Below are 18,507 nucleotides of genomic sequence, written 5' to 3' on the forward strand. Positions count from 1 at the left end.
ACTGTGATTCTTTATAGATTGAATCTAGATATATTTTATACTCTTTAATTTGCAGAATTTTTGACGCCATATTACGCCCTGTAAACTGTCACATTACGGTATTTGTATCAAAATCATCAATTAACTAAACTAAGAAGTAATTTTAATTGCCAGCATTATAGGAAGTATTAAAACTATCAGTACGAATCTGACTACCGTTTAGCCACACTTCCACCTTTTCTGGAGTAACTAAGTATGAATGAGTACCATTCATTATCTGCTCGATATTTATTGTTACCAACATTCCAAGCAGCTATCTTGACAGGTTTACTAGCATCTTGCTTTGATTGTCCAATGTAAAACAGTTGGCCCTTTTCTTCACAGACTTGAACACGAATTTTTGCAGTCTCAGCTGTAATAACTGTAATTCCAGCACATTCAGCATCAGCTTGGATAGGTGCAATATTGAGAGGAATTGGTTGTGAAGGTGAAACTGGTTGTTCTAATGGTAGTTTGGCAGTGGTTGAAGAGCATAAAATCGGCATAGGATCAATCACTAACCGACGATCTCGATAAAATTCAAAATGTAAATGAGGGGCTGTACTATTACCGCTAGATCCCATGTCTGCAACAATTTGCCCTTGATTAACTTGTTGACCTTTGCTGACTAACAAACGATTATTGTGACCATAGACTGTCACACTACCATCAGGATGCTGAATTTCGATAAAATTGCCTAATCCCCAATCATCCCAACCGACTTTAAGAACTGTACCTGATGCAGCTGCAAAAATAGGAGTGCCAATAGCACCCGCTATATCAATTCCTTCATGTTGATATTTACGAAAACCTTGAGAAAGGATCCCATGAGTCGGCCAGATTAAGTGACTACTAGGTAAAGGAGTTTGCTTAACTAGGGAAGCTTTGGTTGTCTGAGGTAATGCAGATGTAGTCTTAGTTACAACAGATTTTAAAGATATCAACCCAATGAAAGTAGAACTACATAACCGAGAAATAGTATTTTTTTTCATAAGAAACTCTTGAGTTCTTTATTTGCTGTTTCAACATCTCTCAGCTAACATCAGGAAAATTGCTACCATTAAAATAGGTGACAGGTGACAGGGTTAAAAGGGGGATGATTTCAGCATGAATCAAATAGCATTCCCATATAATCGACATAGATATTGGTAGCATCAATCATGCTAAAGTACAACCCATTCGACTGTTTACCATCTTCAGAAGAATTACCCGACTCTGGCGACACACCAGTGGATAACGGACTACAAGATTTAATACCCGGCTTATTAAAAGCCATACTCGTGTTGATTTGGTCTCAAAGATGGGATTGGTTTTTCGGTGTAGATATGGGAATGTATGATGACCCAAATAAACCTGCAATTGTTCCAGATGGCTTTTTAAGTATTGGGGTAGATAGATCCATTGATTAGCGTTTACGTCCTAGTTATGTGCTATGGGAAGAAAATAAATTACCTATTTTGGTATTAGAAGTTGTTTCCCAAACCTATCGGGGAGAATACAGCACTAAAAAAGATTGTTATGCCCATGATTTAGGGATTTTATATTATTTGGTTTATAATCCCCAAAGAAAGACAAAAGAACCTTTAGAAGGTTATAAATTAGTAAATCGTGAATATGTACTAATTTCAGGAAGTCCTGTTTGGCTACCAGAAATAGGTTTAGGAATCGGCAGAGAAAGAGGAACTTATCAAGGTATAACTAGAGAATGGTTGTATTGGTTTGATGAAGAAGGAAAAAGATTTTCCAGACCAGAAGAACGGATTCAAAAATTTGAAGGAAAGCGTTTAGAATCTGAAGAAAAGAACCACAGATTAGCAGAAATGTTAAAGAAATTAGGTGTTGACCCTGAAAATTTAAGTTAGTATATTGAATTGCAGAGACGTTAGTTCAAACGTCTCTACGTGATCAATTAGGATTTATCATTAGCTTCGGTTAAAATTAACTTTGGTTCTGATGTTGGTTCTTCTTCTCGTGGTGGTAAACCGTACATTGATCGATAGAGATTATCGTATTGTTGAGCAGAACGATACCAACTGAAGTCTTCATTCATACCTCGTTTTTGGAGTTCTTGCCATTGTGGTTTGAAACGGAAGCCTTCCCAAGCACGAATCATGCAGGTAAATAGGTCTAGAGGTTCGTAGCGATCAAAGCAATAACCAGTACCTGCTTCATTTTCAGGATCATAATGTGATACTGTATCAACTAATCCACCTGTACGACGGACAATAGGAACAGAACCGTAACGCAAAGCCATCATTTGGCTGATACCGCAGGGTTCAAAACGACTGGGCATTAGGAAGGCATCAGTAGCGGCATAGATGCGACGAGAAAGGGCATCGTTATACAGTAAATAAGTTGCCATGCGTCCGGGGTAGCGAGATGCTATTTGCCACATTTGGGTTTCATAATAGCGATCGCCTGTTCCCAACAAGACAAACTGAGCATCTGTATAGGCCATGAAGCGGTCGAGAATTTGTAAAACTAGATCCAGACCCTTTTGTTCCACCAACCTTGTCACCATGCCGATTAAAAAGGCTTTGGAATTAACTTCTAAACCTACTTCTTGTTGCAAGGCGATTTTATTAACTTTGCGTTGCTCTAATGTCTCGGTGGTGAAAGTTTGGGCGATATATTTATCATTGGCAGGATTATATATTTCCGTATCTATGCCATTGATAATTCCTGATAATTTCCCACTAATAAAACATAGCAAACCCTCAATTTGTTCACCATAAGCAGGGGTTTTAATTTGTTCTGCATAGGTGGGAGAAACTGTATTTACCTTGTTGGCAAACTGCACTGCTGCGGCCATGGTGTTATGTCCTTGCATATACCAGGGACACCAAGTAATTTTCTCCAAATACCAGCGCCACGGGCCTTGATAAGCCAGGTTATGAATGGTAAATACGGTGGTAATATCTGGGGATTGGTTCAACCAAACAGGTAACATTCCTGTGTGCCAGTCATGACAATGGACAATTTCTGGTTTCCAGTAATTCCAACAAAATTCCGCTGCACCATTAGAGAACAAGGTAAACCGCCAATCTTCATCCTCTCCAGCATAAATACGGCGGGGATTAAAAGACGAATGTCCAAATAAATACAAAGGAACATCAGTACCAGGAAGAACGCTTTCATAAACGGAAAAGTCCTGGAACATGGCATATCCCTTCCAGATGGGTTCTGAGGGAATCTGCATTTTGTCTGGGAGAAAGCCATAATAAGGCAGAAATATCCGTACATCATGCCCCATTTGTCTTAAGAGTTTAGGTAATGCACCCACAACATCACCCATTCCACCTACTTTCGCAACGGGAGCAGCTTCCGCTCCAACAAATAGAATTCGCATGGTATTTATTTGGTAATTGGTAATTGGTAATTGGTAATTGGTAATTGGTAATTGGTAATTGGTAATTGGTAATTGGTAATTGGTAATTGGTAATTGGTAATTGATAATTGGTGATTGGTGATTAGGAAAATTACTTCCCCATCATCCTCATCTCCCTCATCTCCCCCCATCACCCCCAGTCCCCAGTCCCCAATAACTTTATGATCCGCGTTGAATCTCAGTAAAGATCTGTTCTAAAATTTCTGTCGCGCCTTTTTGCCGTAAAATCCTGGCTAGTTGTGCTCCTAATTTTTCGGCATCAGCCGCAGTACCAGTGACGGTATCTTTAACCAGTTTTTGACCATCAACACTGGCGACAAGACCTTTTAATGTTAATTCCTTACTATTAATCTGCGTATCTACACCTATCGGAACTTGACAACCACCTTCTAAAACTCGTAAAAATGATCTTTCTGCTAAACAGCGATCGCGTGTTTGTGAGTGTTCAATGGCTTTGAGTAAGGAAATTACCTCAGTGTCATCAGAACGACATTCTATGCCTAAAGCGCCTTGTCCAACTGCATGGAGAGAAATGTCTGGTGGGAGAATTTGATCGATGCGATGGCTCATATCCAATCTTTCTAACCCAGCTACCGCTAAAATTAAAGCATCATACTCACCTGCATCTAATTTTCCTATGCGTGTGATTAAGTTCCCCCGTACATCTTTAAAAGTAAAATGAGGGAACTTATAGCGTAACTGTGCCAGTCTTCGCAAAGAAGAAGTACCAATCACCGCACCTGCTGGTAAAGTCTCAATTTGCTGATCTTTATGCTTTTTATGCAGGACCACCGCATCTGCGGGGTTTTCTCGTTCTGTAATTGCTGCGAGTGTCAAACCTTCTGGTAAGTTAGTAGGCAGATCCTTAAGCGAATGAACTGCAAAATCAATCTCCTTATTGATCATTCGCAGTTCAAGTTCTTTGGTAAATAGTCCTTTATCGCCAATTTTGGCCAATGCTACATCCAGGATTTTGTCGCCTTGGGTAGACATGGTATGGACTTCAAAAGTGATATTAGGGAAGCTTTTCTGGAGTTGCTCTTGTACCCAGTATGTTTGAACTAGAGCAAGTTGGCTTTTACGTGAACCAATACGAATAGGGCGCGGAGGACTAAAAACTGAAGTCATAAAACTATATGTCAAACCAGGCGGTAAATTCACATTTATCTAGACTACCGCAGCAAGTGACGTACTGGATTGGATGAGACTAATTACAGAGGATTTTATTTGGGAATTGCTTTACATTTATTTACAAAGTTGCCAAATTGGCACAATATGTAGCAGCAGATAGTCCTGAGAATACAGAAAGTGCATTTCACAATAAAATTGTATAAATAGCGAGTTAGATAAATTAAAATATGATCAACTTAGCAGTAATTCGGTTTTAATAACTTATGTTATGGTTTTACTTCAAGAATTATCTGAACTATTACAAGCCGAAGATCCAGAAGAACGGCAAACTATAACTGGTGTTACTTGGGAGAGTTATGAAGCTTTACTCAATGATTTAGGTGACAGTCCGCACTATAGAGTGACATATTTAGATGGAGTGATAGAATTATTCTCACCAAGTCGTCCTCACTAATTTCGCAAAACTGTTATTGGGTCTTTATTATAAATCTACTTTCAAGAAAAACGTATTCGTTATTTTACCCTGGGTTCTACAACCTTTCGTAAACAAGCAAAAAGAGGAGGAGTAGAACCAGACGAATCCTATTGTATAGGAACAGAAAAAGAAGTTCCTGATATTGCCATTGAAGTTGTAGTCCCCAGTGGGGGAATTGATAAATTAGAGGTTTATAGAAGATTGGGGATAAGGGAAGTTTGGTTTTTTCACAATAATCAATTTGAAATTTACCATCTGCGGGGTGACACTTATGAAGTGGTTTCCCAAAGTGAGTTATTGGGAAATTTAGACTTGCAAATTTTGGCGCAATATTATGCAGTAGCAAATGATCCTTTAGATGCGGCACTGGAATTTCGGGAAAAGATTGAAGAAATGGTTGGCTAAAAATTTCACCAATCTACAGCCAAACCTACCAATAGATAGAAGTTTAAATCTCAAATCTATGCTAAAAATAACTTGGTGTCATCCCTAAGTCTATTATTTTATCTATATGAGTCGTTCCACTTGCCTTATATTTAACCCAGTTGCGGGTCAAGGTAATCCAGAATTAGAACTAGATGAGATTAGGTCAATATTACAACCAGAAATTGATTTAGATGTTTATTTCACTACAGAAAAAATAGATGCTGATGAACTCGCACGCGCAGTAGTAGAACCGGGTGTAGAAGCGATAATTGCATCTGGGGGAGATGGGACATTATCAGCAGTAGCAGAAGCAGTAATTAATACAGATATCCCTTTTGGTATTATTTCACGGGGAACAGCAAATGCTTTTGCTGCAGCTTTGAATATTCCTGATACAATAGCCGCAGCTTGTCAGACAATTTTACAAGGCAAAACCCGGAGAATAGATGTAGCCTATTGCAATGATCGACCAATGGTATTATTAGCGGGTATTGACTTTGACGCGGGAACTGTGGCAAAAACAGACCGAGAAGCTAAAAATCGCTTTGGGATGATGGCATATATCCTGGCAGGAATTCAAGAATTAGGAAACTTACAAAAATTTGCTGTTGAAATTGAAACCGAAGATTAAGATAATTCAGACTATTGCTTCTGCGGTAACAGTGGCAAATGCAGCACCTCCCACTTCAGTTTTAGCTCAAGGCCCAGCAGGTATTATTTTCGATGATGGATTGCTAGATTTAACCATTGTATCACCAGAGACTAAAGCGGGTGCGATCGCAGCCACATTTCATTTATTTCAAACAGCTTCTACAGGCACACCAGTAGAACGGGATGACATTGGTTATATCCGAGCTAAACAGTTTAAAATTACAACCGACCCACCACAAAAAGTTGTTATAGATGGAGAAATTGTTGGTACAACTCCTATAGAAATTAATTGTATACCCGCAGGTTTGAGAGTTTTCGTCCCAACCGTACCAGAATATATTCCGACAGAAAAATTAGAGGGATTACCTAACTTAACTGTGGAGATAAAATACTCATTTACGGATAGATAATTAACTAAATTATTCCCGTTCCTTTACCGCGTCTATCTGCTTTTTCTGTCAACTCTCCTGTTTTATCTTTATTGACTTCTGTAAGTTCTTCCAAACGTTCTATAGTGTCTTCAGCCATATCTTCCCGTGCATCACCGGGAACCTCATAATACATTTCGGGTTCAACTGGATAATTATTCAAGAAACCTTCCTTATCTACACAGGACTTAGGCAACTGGCACAGGCGATGGGTGAATATAGTACATCGGTATTAAATAAATCGGATATGGAAAGCTTTATCAACCCATAAGAAGTAGCTGCAACAGGAAACATTATTCAAATATTCATGAGAAAATAGGTAGGAGATTGTATTAGATAAATGTTGCTAACGGTAATGAGATTTACTAAACTTGATTACTGCCAATACTTATGAAGTAGTCAAATTAATTATACAATAACTAATTTAGCAGAGCATTTAGAAAGTATTAGCCATGATGCAATTAACTATTATTTAAAAACCGAAAAGTTAACATCTCGTTTACTATGGGATAAGGTGAAAGAGGTAGTAGAACCTGATGGTAATGGGTACATCATATTTTTTGATGATAGTGTTTTAGACAAAAGATATTCTGAAGAAATAGAGATGGTGAGGAGACAATATAGTGGTAATGAACATGGCATACTCCAAGGAATTGGTGTAGTCAGTTGTGTATATGTGAATCCTAAAGTTCAAAGATTTGGGGTAATAGATTACCGCATTTTTAATGCTGATGTGGATGGTAAAACCAAGATAGACCATGTGAAAGATATGCTGCAAAACCTGGTGTATCATCAGCTTTTCCCCTTTGATACGGTTTTGATGGACACATGGTATGCAGTAAAGAGTTTCATGCTGTATATTGATAATTTAGACAAAATTTATTATTGCCCTTTAAAAAAGGATCGGTTAGTTGATGATACATTTGCCAAAGAAAAAGATAAACCTATTGAATTATGACAATGGAGTACTGAAGAGTTAGAATGTGGTAAAATTATAAAAATTAAAGGGTTTCCCGCTCAGAAAAAAGTGAAACTATTCCGGGTTGCTGTTTCTACCAACAGAACGGATTATGTCACTACTAACGACTTATCTCAAAGTTCTACGAATGTTGTACAAGAGGTGTGTAAAATTCGTTGGAAAATGGAGGAGTTTCACCGAGAGATTAAACAAATAAGTGGCATTGAATCTTGTCAATGTCGTAAAGCTAGGCTTCAAATAAATCATATTGCTTGTGCAATGTTAGTTTAGATTAGATTAAAGAATTTAGCCTATCAAACTGGTCAAACTGTTTATCAAAACAAGCATAGATTCCTTTCTAATTATTTAATTCAGCAACTAAAACGCCCAAGTCTTCCTATGTGCTTGGTTTGAGTTCAATTGTTCCGTGCCAGGGCTACATCCCGCCCCCTATTGGTGCCAGTTGCGTAAGTCCTGCTACAGTGTAACCGTCAGTAGTGCGTATGCTTTCAATATCTGTTTGATCATCTGTAGGTGCATTAAAGAGATTTTCCTCCGTGGGAAGATGTTTATAATGTTCTCCTTCTCTAGCTATATGTGCTGCTGTTTCTGCTGGGATAATTCCTCTATCATAAGCACCTGCATCAATTCGATGAGCAGAGTCTATTGTTTTTTTCACTGGTTTATTAGCCATAAATTTATTCCTCTTTAATTTTTTTGAGAATAACTTCGACAACTAGACTAGTTTAATTTTCAATATAAAAATACTGTCTTAAGAACTGAATTGAGGAAGAATATTACTTTAGATTATCTATCTTGAGATGGCGTGTAGAGCAGAACTAAAACCACCTTGATATCCTGCTATCAACCGAGATGATGTCGATAACTGATAAAAAATGCAGGGTAGACAATACCAACCCCGCATTAAATTAGTGAATAAATTTATCTTAACAGCTCTGAAAAGTCTTACCCTATAAGTTCTTTTTTGAAAGAACTAACTTTGTAGGATAATTCTTGCCGAGTTTCCGATTTGATGAGATAACGGAAAGTAAACCAGATAGCATAAACTATGCCAATTATCTCAAAAATGGGTGCTAACAGTGGCACACCATTAATAGCATTTAGAACGGCAATCACGACCTTGACCGTCACAAACCCAGACAAAATCAAAACAAGAGTTAAAATAGCTTGCTTGTTTTTGTCGAAAAAACTACTTATATAGTTTGGTAGTTGGTCTAACAAATCAATAATTTGTTTGCTAATTCGCTGCCATTGGGTGTCAGAGGATTTAGCTGACGGTAGTTTGGGTAAATTTCCCGTTGCTATACCCTGAAGGGCTAATGCACCTTCAGGTGAACCTGAATTTACTGTGTCTGGTGGCTGTTGTTGAATTTCCATAACGTTTGCCATTTGGCAGAACAGTTTTGTTGACTTTTCTCCGCACTTTTATTTAGGTCCGGGATTCTTAAGTGGCCCTAAAACGGACTCTTCAAGGTCTAGTTAATGCACCTCTAATAGCTTCACTGAGTTTAATCTCAATGTTGCCTTGATTGTGTGTTTTTTTGTTTCCACTGATCGGGTTTTTCACCGTATTTAGCGAGTAAAACAATACTACCATAAATTTCCTGAGACGTTTACGCCTGATTTGGCTTACCTTGCGGGAATCCTTCACGTACATCCCCAGCTAAAAAGACATCACTATTGAAAAACCGTGTCGGAGTACGCTTACGGAAGCCTGCTGTAAGCACTATTTTGAATTCACTATAGGACTTATGCAAGTGTCACAATCAAGTCTCTTGTATGGTGCATCAGATGTCGAAAATTGTTTGATATTAACCAATTTATAGGTCTGACGCACGCTACTAATATGCCAGTTGCGTAATTCCTGTTCACAAAAGAAAACGTCAAAAATATTTCAGTTTGTATCTTGATGAGAATTGGTTTATATCCACCAAATTATGCTTATTAATTGTTAGCGACTTTAGCTTTTTGGTGGTAAAATAGTTGCTTTGATAATTACATTTTTTACACCCTTAATTTCTTTTGCTAAAGGTTCAATTTTAGCTAACTGTTCTTGATTATTCACAGTTCCTGATACGGTAACAGTGCCATCTTGAGCGGAATTAACTGTTAATTGTCCTCCGGGAATATTAGCCTCTAATTTAGATCGGACTTCACTTGCTAAATCCCCTGTAGCTCTATTTGTACGATCACCAGTTGCCAAATTTCGTTCTTCACGGGCGCGGATATCTGCATTGAGTTGTCTTCTGCGGACTTCACTTTGAGCGTCTTCTTTTGCAGCTTGTGTTGTTTGCGCGGCGGGAGTTGCTGGAACTGCTCCCGGTTCGGGCGCATTTACACTTGTCTTGGCTGTATTATTACAAGCAGCACTAAAAAGTAAAATTGAACCAATTAAGAAAGAAGTTAGCTTTTTCATTGGTTTGTGGAGTTTTTGATATAGTTGTGAATTTTGTGACTAATATGAGGTATAAATTAGGAGCAAAATTTTGATATTAATGCTCCTAATATTGAGAATAATTGCTGAAGAATTAAACTGTTGTTTCGCGGTGGTCAATAATGACTACAGGGGCTTCTCCAGCGTAATGACTGGGAATGGTTTCGGTATTTCTCACTGAACTGGGTTGAGGTTCGCTGACAGTACGGGCATCATAAATACCAAATTCTTCTATTCCTTTACGTTTGAGAATTGTTTCTGCTTGGTGAATTTCTGCTTCTGTGCCATCGACAATGACTAGGTAATGGCCCTTTTGGAAGCGATCGCTATAAACTCGCGCTTGTGATTGAGGAATTCCTAAGGCAAGCAATCCTCCAGCAATACCTCCTACTGCTGCACCCACAGCACCACCTGTGATGGTTGTGGCTAAAGCTGTAGCTGCTGCACCACCTGCGATTACGGGGCCTACTCCTGGAATTGCTAAGGGACCAAGACCTACTAATAAACCGCCCAAACCGCCTAAAGCCCCACCAGTAGCAGCACCAGCTTTTAGCCCTTCGTCTGCTTTATTACCTCTGTCTACATTCCTGTTTACACCACCATTTGTGTCTTTCCCAATCAGGGATACTTGGTTCATGGGAAAACCAACATTTCTTAATTCTCTCAATGCTGCTTCTGCATCTCGATGATGGGAAAAGATACCGATAGCTCTTTTGGTGGTTTGCAAAGGTATATTCCCATGGCCATTTTGTTCATAAACTTCCCACTGTTTAATGTGATATCGGCTGACAATTACCCCAGCCTGGTGGATTTCTGCATCAGTACCGCTAACGATGATGATATAATTACCTTGATGGATGCAATCGTTGTAGAACTGAGTCCGGTTAGGTGGCAGATTTAAAAGAGTAGGCTCAAAGCGATCTTTCACATGAATTCCGCGAAATGCAGTCCTTTGTGGACTTTCCCTGTGAATTAAAGAAGTGTGGTTTAACGGAAAACCTGCATTGCGTAAATCATTAATTGCTGCTTCTGCATCGTGCAGCATTGTGAAATAACCAATGGCATATTTATTAACAGTCACATCCCGATGCACAACATCCATGGTTGCGTGTCTATCATCTGGATGATCATAAATTTCAAACTCTTCAATTCTCCAGGTATGAAGAATTTCTCTAGCTCTAGCAATTTCTGCATCCGTACCATCTATGATGACTAAATACTCTCCTCGTTCTACTCTTTCGTGATAAACCCTGGCTCTTTCTTCAGGAACTCCTAAACCAATCAAAGCACCAATTAAACCACCTGTTATCGCACCTATCCCAGCCCCAGCCAGAGTTGTCGCCAAGGCCGTAGCTGTGGCTCCAGCCAGCATAATGGGTCCAATTCCTGGTAACGCTAAAGTCCCCAGCCCAACTAATAAACCAGTTAACCCACCTAAAACCCCACCAGAAATCGCTCCAGCTTTTGCCCCTTCATCCGCCTTATCACCAACCTTCTCCCGCACTTGCGTACCAGCTATTTCATCTCCATCATCTTGATGTCTGGCGAGCACAGAGACTCTTTCCATTGGAAAGCTAGAATTTTTCAATTCATGCATTGCTTGTTCAGCATCACGACGATGAGGAAATACACCTAGAGCGCGTCTATGTCTACCTATAATCATACTCATATTCCTCCAAAAAAATACTAAAGAATTATTCCCGAAAGTACTTAAGGCAATAACTCTATTATTACTACGTTTTTTGACGAGGGGTTCATCAATCCCCTGGAGTAATTTATCTTTCTATCATTAGATATACTATGGAATTTAATTTATTGGCTCATGGATGTAGGGAATAGGAAAAAGCAGAGGGATCTGAAAATAGAGTAAAAATACTCTTGTGATATTAATCACCTTAATTTTACTTTAATATCACTGTTACTTGATGGAAGTAGGAAATAACTTAGAGTTAAGTAAATCAGTTTTAAACTATATCAATTCAATAATTTAATTATTGTTTGGTGGTTATGGAGAGTAACACTTATGCTGGAAAAACTATTATTAGCATCCATTTTCACATTTAGTCTCAGTCTATTGGCAGATCTGAGTTGGTCTAATCCTAGAAACGAACTATTAGGAACTTCCAAAAATCCCCATGAAGTTTTTACTTTAACTCAACGTTACAAAAATACAAAAATGGACTCAAATCATTAAGAAAAGCTCCTGCTTGTGTTGATGCAATATTTGGTACAAATTGATTAAGTAGGGATTGCTGAATAAGTTGCACATTTCGATAAAAAAATAGGGAACAGAACAAGATCCTAGTATAGTACGGCGTAAATAAACCAACCATTCCAAATCTCTGAAAAGCTCACGCCGTATTCATTTTGAATTTTGACTTCACGGCGGTACTAGGGATTTCTATTTTGTAGCAAAATGTATAATCAATTTTGCTCAGCTACTGAATTATGAGTACAGGCTTCCACGGAATGAAATTCAGTAGTCTATAATCAGTGGGGACTTGAACCCACGACTGATTATCCTTTATTTTGAGTTTTGGATTTTTAATTCCCCGAAGGGGTTGACGGTTTTTGATGCTATTCTCTTTTTAGCCTTTTTCGCCTAACTATTAGCCGCAACCATAGCCACCCTAAGCTGCTGCCAATAAAATAATAGGGGAAATCAACCCAACTAAAGGCAGTAGCGATTAACATTTTTCCCTACCAGAATGAACTTACGCAATTTAGAAATGGTGGATGCCACAATTGCATAAATTCCAACAAGCAAGTAATTATCAATACCCATAAAGGGATTTCCGTAATTGAAGAACGAGTGGGAATAAATAAAAACGCGAACAAGCACCAAAATATTTCATAAAAAAAAATCCCTCCTACTTCTTGGTTCAACCACAAAATAGAATAGCGATAGTGGCTGTATAAAAGTCCAATGGGAAGAATAATAGCTAGAGAAAGAATGGAACGCCTGCGGGTGTTTGTAAGTAGTGGCATTATTTAGAGTTTCCAGTCGATGTCCATGATTTTGGTAGAATACTTAAATTTAATTACCAAAAAAACTACATGATCATCTGGACTTATTCCAGAACCGCAAACTAGCGATCGCTAGTTTGCGGTTCAATTCCTGGTGTGTAATGCTAAGTGTTGATAAATAATATCTAACCACACAGGAATTACAGGTTTACCTTCATCCAGGGATGCGATCACTACTTCTCTTGCCAATACTTTATCTAGCGAAGGGTAGAACCTGTCAATTGAGCCGCTTCCTTACTATCGAGTTAGCGTCTATCAATGGAGTTACGGCAGATTGATTGTAAATATTCAAAGTCAGGCAAATAAAGCAGGGATTGTCATTGAAGAGGTAAAACAACCCAAATAATTTGTCAATGCAGTCATTTAATTTGGCAATCGACAAAAACCAACGAGCGCGGAGGGATTTGAACCCCCGACCCACAGAACCGGAATCTGTTGCTCTATCCACTGAGCCACGCGCCCAAACACTCTACTACTATAGCAGACTTTTTAAATTTTCTGGAATTGATATGGAATTGAGGGTGAGGTCGCCACGATGGGCGCGAGCAATTTCACGAGCTAAACTCAGTCCGAGTCCAATGCCTTCAACTTGGCGGTTATACCATTTCACGAAAAGCCCGATACAAATCATTGGTGCTTAATTGTTTCCCCGTGCCCCCTGCTCCCTGCTGCCTATTTATATAAACTTTAAAGTGAACCGGTATTATATGCCGGATCGCTCCAATGGAACCAGTCGAAAAGGTGAGTGCGCTCGCTCGCGGGAATGTCAATTGATACATTGGCAATGGAAATTTGGATCTCTGTTGGCATTTCCTGTGTATCAATCTTTAGCTCAAATTACAAAAATGTAATTCAGAAAGTAGGCAAGCTGTTATTTTCAGATGGATTAATCATAAATGTCAACAACAGTAATTTTCGAGGTTAATGATGATGGATATTCGTAGAATGTTAGCCGTAGCAGTGATTCCTTTTGTGATTGGTACATCCAATTTCGTTGCACCCAATCAAGCGATCGCCGAAGCTCCATCTGATCCCAATCCACCGATTGTACAACAGGCTAAAAAACCCCAGAAGGAATTGCAACGCAAAAAACCACAGGTAAAACATCGCCGACCCCGCCTACAACAGAAAAAGCGTTATGCCGAACCTGATCATCATGACGCAGAGCGTAATCAGCTCAAACCGAATAATCGGTAATTAAACTTTTTCAACAGTAGGACGAACATAAAACAGTGGTAGTAGTAGGAGCAATTTCTGTCATAACTGGTACATAACAGAATAACAGTTAAAGGATGCCTTGGGTATAACTGATAATTTTCTAGGGAGAGGCGATCACCCAGAGCGTCCTGCAATCATCTCGGCTCGATACCTGGTTGAACTTCTACAGCAAACCTAAATAATTAGCTGGGTCAACAGGTGTACCATTGCGCCTAACTTCAAAATGGAGGTGGGGACCTGTGGATAAACCTGTGAAACCTACAGCTGCGATCGCTAGTCCTTTTTGAACTGATTGCCCTTCTGTCACATACAACTCACTGGTATGCCCATATAGGGTGGTAATTCCTTTACCATGACTAATAATCACAGCTTTGCCATAACCACCATACCAGCCAGCAAAAATCACTGTACCTGAATCTGCGGCTCTAATCGTACTACCATAACTAGCGGCAAAATCCAAACCGGCGTGAAAGCGGCGATAACCAAGAATAGGGTGTATCCGCCAACCAAAAGGACTACTGGTAGGTGCATCACTAGGAAAGGCAAAAATACCTGTACCAAGAACCCAAATTTTGCTATTAGCTTTAGTCTGTGCTGCTTCCTTGGCTTCTTTCGCTTGTTGTTCAGCGATTTTTTGTTGAATCAAAACAGTGAAATTTTGGGAATCTTTCTCTAGTTGGTTTTGTGCTGCTTCCAAGGCCAAGCGATCGCTATTTAAACGAGAAATTAATTCTGCTTGTGACTGCGCTTGATTTTGATAATCAGCTTTTTGAACTAATAATTGTTCTCTAATTAAAGCCATCAAATTTTTTTGCGTTTCTACTTCCGTTTTTTGCCGAATTAAGAAATTTCCTTGGGTTGCTAATTTAGCTAAAATTTGTTGGTCTGCCTGATAAACTAACTTCAACTGATGACGATGACTATTAAAATCACTCAAATTATGACTTTGCAACAAAACAGCTAATCCTTGAGAAGCCGATGAACGCTGAAGATACCGCAATCTCGCCACGGTTGCAGCTTGTCTTTCTTGATAACTACGTTCTGCTAGAACCAAATCAGCTTCGAGTTGCTCGAGTCGTTTTGTAGCGGATTTTAACCTGGCTTCACTATCTTTAATTTGGCTATTAGTAGTTTGGAGATTTTGATTTAAACCACCAAGATTTTTTTGTGCTTCTTTTTGCAGATTCGTTAAGCGATTCTGTTCTTGAACCACATTCTGATGCTGTTGCTGAATTTGCTGTTGCTGTTGTTTGAGATTGTTTATGGTTGGTGAAGACACTGCGTATGCTGGTAGCAATACCAAAACACTACCCAAAATGCAGCACAATATCGGAAACCACCACCCAAATCTGATTTTTCCCCAAAATGCCGTGTTCATGTAGTTATATTCAACCAACCAAGTGCAAGCAGAAACAGTATTATGCCCAAAGTTTGGCAAAATTTAACACCTATTAAAATTAATGATGATTTTAGAGGATATTGATAAAGTAAATGTAAAGTAAAGGGGAGTAGAAAAGGAATGTTGGAAGGATAGGATACATCAGATATAGTGTATTTACATAGCTAATCATGGCACGAAAGTCTTACCCCACAGACTTAACTGATATGGACTGGGAAATCCTGGCCCCATTGATTCCACCAGCCAAAGAAGGAGGGCATCCACCCATAACAGATATGGGTGAAATATGTAATGCCATCTATTATCATTTGAAAACTGGATGTCAATGAAATATGCTTCCAGGTGACTTCCCGCCAAGGTCAACGGTATATAGCTATTACAGTAAATGGCAGGGCCAGGGGGTTTGGGAAAAATTCAACCATATATTGGGTGGTCAAGTTCGCTCGAAATTAGGTAAATCAACACAACCTACCGCGCTCGCTGCAGACAGTCAGTCGGTCAACACTGACCAAAAAAAGGGGATGTGTATGGTTTTGACGGATGTAAAAAGGTAAAAGGGAGAAAGGGGCAGACTTTAGTTGATAGCCTTGGACTTGTGTTGAAACTTGTTGTTAGTAAAGCCAATGCCCCAGAACGAATACTTGCTGCCTATGCACTAATGGAACTGCTAGAGGAACCCACAGAATTATTGGAAAAAGTCCAAGTTTTATGGGTTGATTCCGGTTATGACGGTGATAAATTTGCACTTGCAGTTTGGTTCCTGATTCAAGCTCATGTTGAAGTCATAGGACCTACTGAGCAAGAATTTAAAGTTTTACCACAACCCTGGGTAGTAGAAAGAACATTTGGGTGGTTTAACCAATATCATCGTCTAAGCAAGGATTATGAGCGCTTAACACAAATGAGGTAAGGGGCTATATATGCTCTTATGACTAGAATTATGCTACTTCCTCTTCTCTCCTCAACATTTACTTTATAAATCATCTCTTATTATGAAGACACGCCCAAGAATTCTGGTTTTAACTTTAGTAATGCCTAGTTTATTAGTATTTCTAATCTCGTTGTATTATTTTGCTACAGATTAGACCTCTTGCAAAATTGTTTCTGTGGTATGATAGGAAGTTTTAGATTTTATATATTTTTGGTGTTCTTTGTGATCGCTAATTCAAATCATAACCCTGTAACTCTAACTTTTGGCTAAAACAAAGAAAACCCCCTTTTATAACATAAAGTTAATTCTGCAAGAGGTGTATTATTCAGGACTCATCAAAGCTGAAAGTTATGTTGTACAGTTAGCAAGGGACGGAAAGGCTAATGAAAAAAGTCTACAACTTGCCTATCACCGAGCTTTAGCCCATCGGATGAATGTTGTTGCAGATGCTACTTGGCCGTTACTGGGATTTGTGATCGCAGGAATAGGTATACATGGTTTAGTAACCATCGCAGATAAAAATAACTCTTCCCATTATTAGTTTCTAGCCATTTTCAACTGACTAAATACAGTAGAGGACGAAGTTGAAATCAATTCCTTGTTATCATTAAGTGGGGTACGATTTTAATACATGCTGTAATTTGTTGTTTGATATCAAAAGATTTGAGAAAATGAATTAAGCTAAATATCACTTCTGACCGTTGACATTTTCTACTATAATTAGAAATTATGCGCTTCTGGTATTTCTTGATTAGCTAAGTTCTGCTTCTGGTAATTGCTACCACTCAGAGTAATAAAATAATAACAGTGGATGATATTTGATTATTTGGCTTATTTCTTGCTCAATTAGTCTTGAAAAATTGTTTTTACTGGACTAGATGGACGGGAACGAACTAGTTTTGATTTTGGAGTAGATGTATGGAAACGAACTGGTTTTGATACAGGAATAGATGGTGATGAAAGAACTGTTCGTGATAGTATCGGCCAGAGTTTAATACCCTTATCAGCACTCCCACTAGCCAGGATTTTCCCATCTGGACTGTAAACCAAACAACGCACAGAGTTAAAATATCCTCTCAAAGTGTGTATTTCCCTAGCTATAGAAACATTCCACAATTTAATAGTTTTCTCACCACTACCACTAAGCAGAATTTTCCTATCTGGACTGTATCCTAGGGCATTAACCCAATCAGGATTTCGAGTGAGAATTTTTATTAACCCTCCTGTAGATGTATTCCATAGTTTGATAACTTGGTCACGACTTACACTAGCAAGAGTATTACTATTTGGACTGTATACTATAGAATTTGTCCAGTTGGAATGTCCGTCAATAGTGAGAATTCCTTCTACTGTTTTTGCATTAACAGCAGGTTTTTCTGTTAGTTTATCAAGCCCAAATATATCAACACCAAGTTTTATAGAGCGATCACACCAATAACAGTTACCATAAGTTGAGGGGGCGACAAGCAAGGTGAAACGATCACAGGACAAAGATGTTACGTGATAGACCTCTTGAAAAAATTGCTCAAAAACGGTGCGTATTGACAATTAACTGTGCAGTTATCAGGCTGCTACGTCAGCATAAACCCTGAAGATACGAAGAGAATGGTCTTGTTAATGGAACAACTCATCAGTTCTATTAGCAATAGGTGGACATTTTATCAGTAGGGGCTAAAGGCTAGAACCATTATACAGAAAGGTTTTTAGGGCCTTTATTGCCCCCTCAATACCATAAGTTTGGCTATAATAATAACTATCTACCATTTCACAGACATTTAGCTCATTACTGCCAACTTTTAAAACCTGCATCCATTCTTTAGCTGTAGGACGCAGATTCGGGTTTTTATACCAATCATTAAAGCATTTAAGAAAATATTTTTTCACCTCCGAATGCACAATCTCCAGAAGAATTGTTCTATCTACAGGTTGAATCAAACTATGTAGACTATATAACCATAAACCCTGACGGATGAGTTCATTAATTTCAGGAGTTTCCCCAGCA

The 18,507-nt window shown here is 38.7% G+C and carries 14 protein-coding genes, 1 tRNA gene and 8 pseudogenes; 7 read left to right on the forward strand and 16 right to left on the reverse strand.

All coding sequences use genetic code 11. The annotated features are described in order from the left end of the window. Positions 1–191: 191 nt before the first annotated feature. Positions 192–1,010 (reverse strand): M23 family metallopeptidase, encoded by an 819-nt coding sequence (locus AAZO_RS24470; protein WP_420807038.1) that lies wholly within the window; start codon positions 1,008–1,010, stop codon positions 192–194. Positions 1,011–1,178: 168 nt separating this feature from the next. Between AAZO_RS24470 and AAZO_RS24475 the strand changes: the two are divergent. Next, a pseudogene (locus tag AAZO_RS24475) lies at positions 1,179–1,880 on the forward strand (Uma2 family endonuclease). A 47-nt stretch (positions 1,881–1,927) separates the two neighbouring features. Here the strand turns inward: AAZO_RS24475 and glgA are convergent. The 3 genes from glgA to hemC are packed head-to-tail and all read right to left on the reverse strand — an operon-like array spanning position 1,928 to position 4,534. After that, entirely contained in the window at positions 1,928–3,367 is a 1,440-nt protein-coding gene (glgA, locus tag AAZO_RS24480) for a glycogen synthase GlgA (RefSeq protein WP_013193208.1), read from the reverse strand. A 5-nt stretch (positions 3,368–3,372) separates the two neighbouring features. Then, entirely contained in the window at positions 3,373–3,537 is a 165-nt protein-coding gene (locus AAZO_RS35950; protein WP_013193209.1) for a hypothetical protein, read from the reverse strand. Positions 3,538–3,565: 28 nt separating this feature from the next. After that, positions 3,566–4,534, reverse strand: coding sequence for a hydroxymethylbilane synthase (hemC, locus tag AAZO_RS24485; RefSeq protein WP_013193210.1), 969 nt, complete (start codon positions 4,532–4,534; stop codon positions 3,566–3,568). Positions 4,535–4,805: 271 nt separating this feature from the next. On the opposite strand from hemC, the pseudogene AAZO_RS24490 reads away from it, so the two are divergent. Continuing rightward, a pseudogene (locus tag AAZO_RS24490) lies at positions 4,806–5,417 on the forward strand (Uma2 family endonuclease). 106 nt (positions 5,418–5,523) lie between these two features. Next, positions 5,524–6,499: pseudogene (locus tag AAZO_RS24495) on the forward strand (YegS/Rv2252/BmrU family lipid kinase). 4 nt (positions 6,500–6,503) lie between these two features. Here AAZO_RS24495 and AAZO_RS24500 read toward each other — a convergent pair. Next, positions 6,504–6,698: pseudogene (locus AAZO_RS24500) on the reverse strand (hypothetical protein); the annotation flags it as partial. Between the two features lie 222 nt (positions 6,699–6,920). Here AAZO_RS24500 and AAZO_RS24505 point away from each other — a divergent pair. Beyond that, positions 6,921–7,889: pseudogene (locus AAZO_RS24505) on the forward strand (IS701 family transposase). 64 nt (positions 7,890–7,953) lie between these two features. On the opposite strand, the pseudogene AAZO_RS24515 reads toward AAZO_RS24505, so the two are convergent. From AAZO_RS24515 to AAZO_RS34565, 7 genes and pseudogenes are all read right to left on the reverse strand, one after another. Next, positions 7,954–8,169: pseudogene (locus AAZO_RS24515) on the reverse strand (hypothetical protein); the annotation flags it as partial. Between the two features lie 272 nt (positions 8,170–8,441). Beyond that, on the reverse strand, positions 8,442–8,885 hold the full coding sequence (locus AAZO_RS24520; protein ID WP_013193211.1) for a CAAD domain-containing protein: 444 nt from the start codon (positions 8,883–8,885) through the stop codon (positions 8,442–8,444). 571 nt (positions 8,886–9,456) lie between these two features. Continuing rightward, a complete protein-coding gene (locus AAZO_RS24525; protein WP_013193213.1) occupies positions 9,457–9,912 on the reverse strand; it encodes a BON domain-containing protein in 456 nt (151 codons plus the stop codon). 112 nt (positions 9,913–10,024) lie between these two features. Then, complete coding sequence (locus AAZO_RS24530; protein WP_013193214.1) at positions 10,025–11,593, reverse strand: hypothetical protein; 1,569 nt, start codon at positions 11,591–11,593, stop codon at positions 10,025–10,027. A gap of 914 nt (positions 11,594–12,507) precedes the next feature. Beyond that, positions 12,508–12,918, reverse strand: a pseudogene (locus AAZO_RS32370) (ribosomal maturation YjgA family protein). A 428-nt stretch (positions 12,919–13,346) separates the two neighbouring features. Next, positions 13,347–13,419 (reverse strand) — tRNA-Arg (locus AAZO_RS24535). A gap of 13 nt (positions 13,420–13,432) precedes the next feature. Beyond that, the gene (locus AAZO_RS34565) at positions 13,433–13,567 is read right to left on the reverse strand and encodes an ATP-binding protein (RefSeq protein WP_187289680.1); all 135 of its coding nucleotides are present in this window, start codon (positions 13,565–13,567) and stop codon (positions 13,433–13,435) included. Positions 13,568–13,881: 314 nt separating this feature from the next. Between AAZO_RS34565 and AAZO_RS24540 the strand changes: the two genes are divergently transcribed. Further along, on the forward strand, positions 13,882–14,154 hold the full coding sequence (locus AAZO_RS24540) for a hypothetical protein (protein ID WP_144031370.1): 273 nt from the start codon (positions 13,882–13,884) through the stop codon (positions 14,152–14,154). Positions 14,155–14,338: 184 nt separating this feature from the next. Here AAZO_RS24540 and AAZO_RS24545 read toward each other — a convergent pair whose 3' ends face one another. Then, positions 14,339–15,553, reverse strand: a complete 1,215-nt coding sequence (locus tag AAZO_RS24545; RefSeq protein WP_013193217.1) for a murein hydrolase activator EnvC family protein — start codon at positions 15,551–15,553, stop codon at positions 14,339–14,341. Between the two features lie 191 nt (positions 15,554–15,744). Here AAZO_RS24545 and AAZO_RS32375 point away from each other — a divergent pair. Both AAZO_RS32375 and AAZO_RS24560 read left to right on the forward strand, forming a co-directional pair. Then, a pseudogene (locus AAZO_RS32375) lies at positions 15,745–16,553 on the forward strand (IS5 family transposase). Positions 16,554–16,767: 214 nt separating this feature from the next. After that, complete coding sequence (locus tag AAZO_RS24560; protein ID WP_049790952.1) at positions 16,768–17,046, forward strand: hypothetical protein; 279 nt, start codon at positions 16,768–16,770, stop codon at positions 17,044–17,046. A 49-nt stretch (positions 17,047–17,095) separates the two neighbouring features. On the opposite strand, the gene AAZO_RS34570 is transcribed toward AAZO_RS24560, so the two are convergent. The 3 genes from AAZO_RS34570 to AAZO_RS40335 all read right to left on the reverse strand — a co-directional run bounded on the left by AAZO_RS34570 (position 17,096) and on the right by AAZO_RS40335 (position 18,440). After that, positions 17,096–17,257: an Imm30 family immunity protein gene (locus AAZO_RS34570; protein WP_144031418.1), complete on the reverse strand. Its 162-nt coding sequence runs from the start codon at positions 17,255–17,257 to the stop codon at positions 17,096–17,098. 94 nt (positions 17,258–17,351) lie between these two features. After that, positions 17,352–18,053 carry a WD40 repeat domain-containing protein gene (locus AAZO_RS27895; protein ID WP_081462878.1) on the reverse strand — a complete coding sequence of 234 codons (702 nt, stop codon included), beginning with the start codon at positions 18,051–18,053 and terminating at the stop codon, positions 17,352–17,354. A 123-nt stretch (positions 18,054–18,176) separates the two neighbouring features. Then, positions 18,177–18,440, reverse strand: coding sequence for a hypothetical protein (locus AAZO_RS40335; protein ID WP_049790954.1), 264 nt, complete (start codon positions 18,438–18,440; stop codon positions 18,177–18,179). Positions 18,441–18,507 lie beyond the last annotated feature (67 nt).

The sequence above is a fragment of the 'Nostoc azollae' 0708 genome (assembly GCF_000196515.1).
Classification (GTDB): Bacteria; Cyanobacteriota; Cyanobacteriia; order Cyanobacteriales; family Nostocaceae; genus Trichormus_B; species Trichormus_B azollae.

Excerpts from the sequence above, each read along its gene's own strand:
- glgA (WP_013193208.1), bottom strand. The coding sequence starts at position 3,367 with ATGCGAATTCTATTTGTTGGAGCGGAAGCTGCTCCCGTTGCGAAAGTA.
- hemC (WP_013193210.1), bottom strand. The coding sequence starts at position 4,534 with ATGACTTCAGTTTTTAGTCCTCCGCGCCCTATTCGTATTGGTTCACGT.
- AAZO_RS24520 (WP_013193211.1), bottom strand. The coding sequence starts at position 8,885 with ATGGCAAACGTTATGGAAATTCAACAACAGCCACCAGACACAGTAAAT.
- AAZO_RS24530 (WP_013193214.1), bottom strand. The coding sequence starts at position 11,593 with ATGATTATAGGTAGACATAGACGCGCTCTAGGTGTATTTCCTCATCGT.
- AAZO_RS24540 (WP_144031370.1), top strand. The coding sequence starts at position 13,882 with ATGATGATGGATATTCGTAGAATGTTAGCCGTAGCAGTGATTCCTTTT.
- AAZO_RS24525 (WP_013193213.1), bottom strand. The coding sequence starts at position 9,912 with ATGAAAAAGCTAACTTCTTTCTTAATTGGTTCAATTTTACTTTTTAGT.
- AAZO_RS24470 (WP_420807038.1), bottom strand. The coding sequence starts at position 1,010 with ATGAAAAAAAATACTATTTCTCGGTTATGTAGTTCTACTTTCATTGGG.
- AAZO_RS35950 (WP_013193209.1), bottom strand. The coding sequence starts at position 3,537 with ATGGGGGGAGATGAGGGAGATGAGGATGATGGGGAAGTAATTTTCCTA.
- AAZO_RS24545 (WP_013193217.1), bottom strand. The coding sequence starts at position 15,553 with ATGAACACGGCATTTTGGGGAAAAATCAGATTTGGGTGGTGGTTTCCG.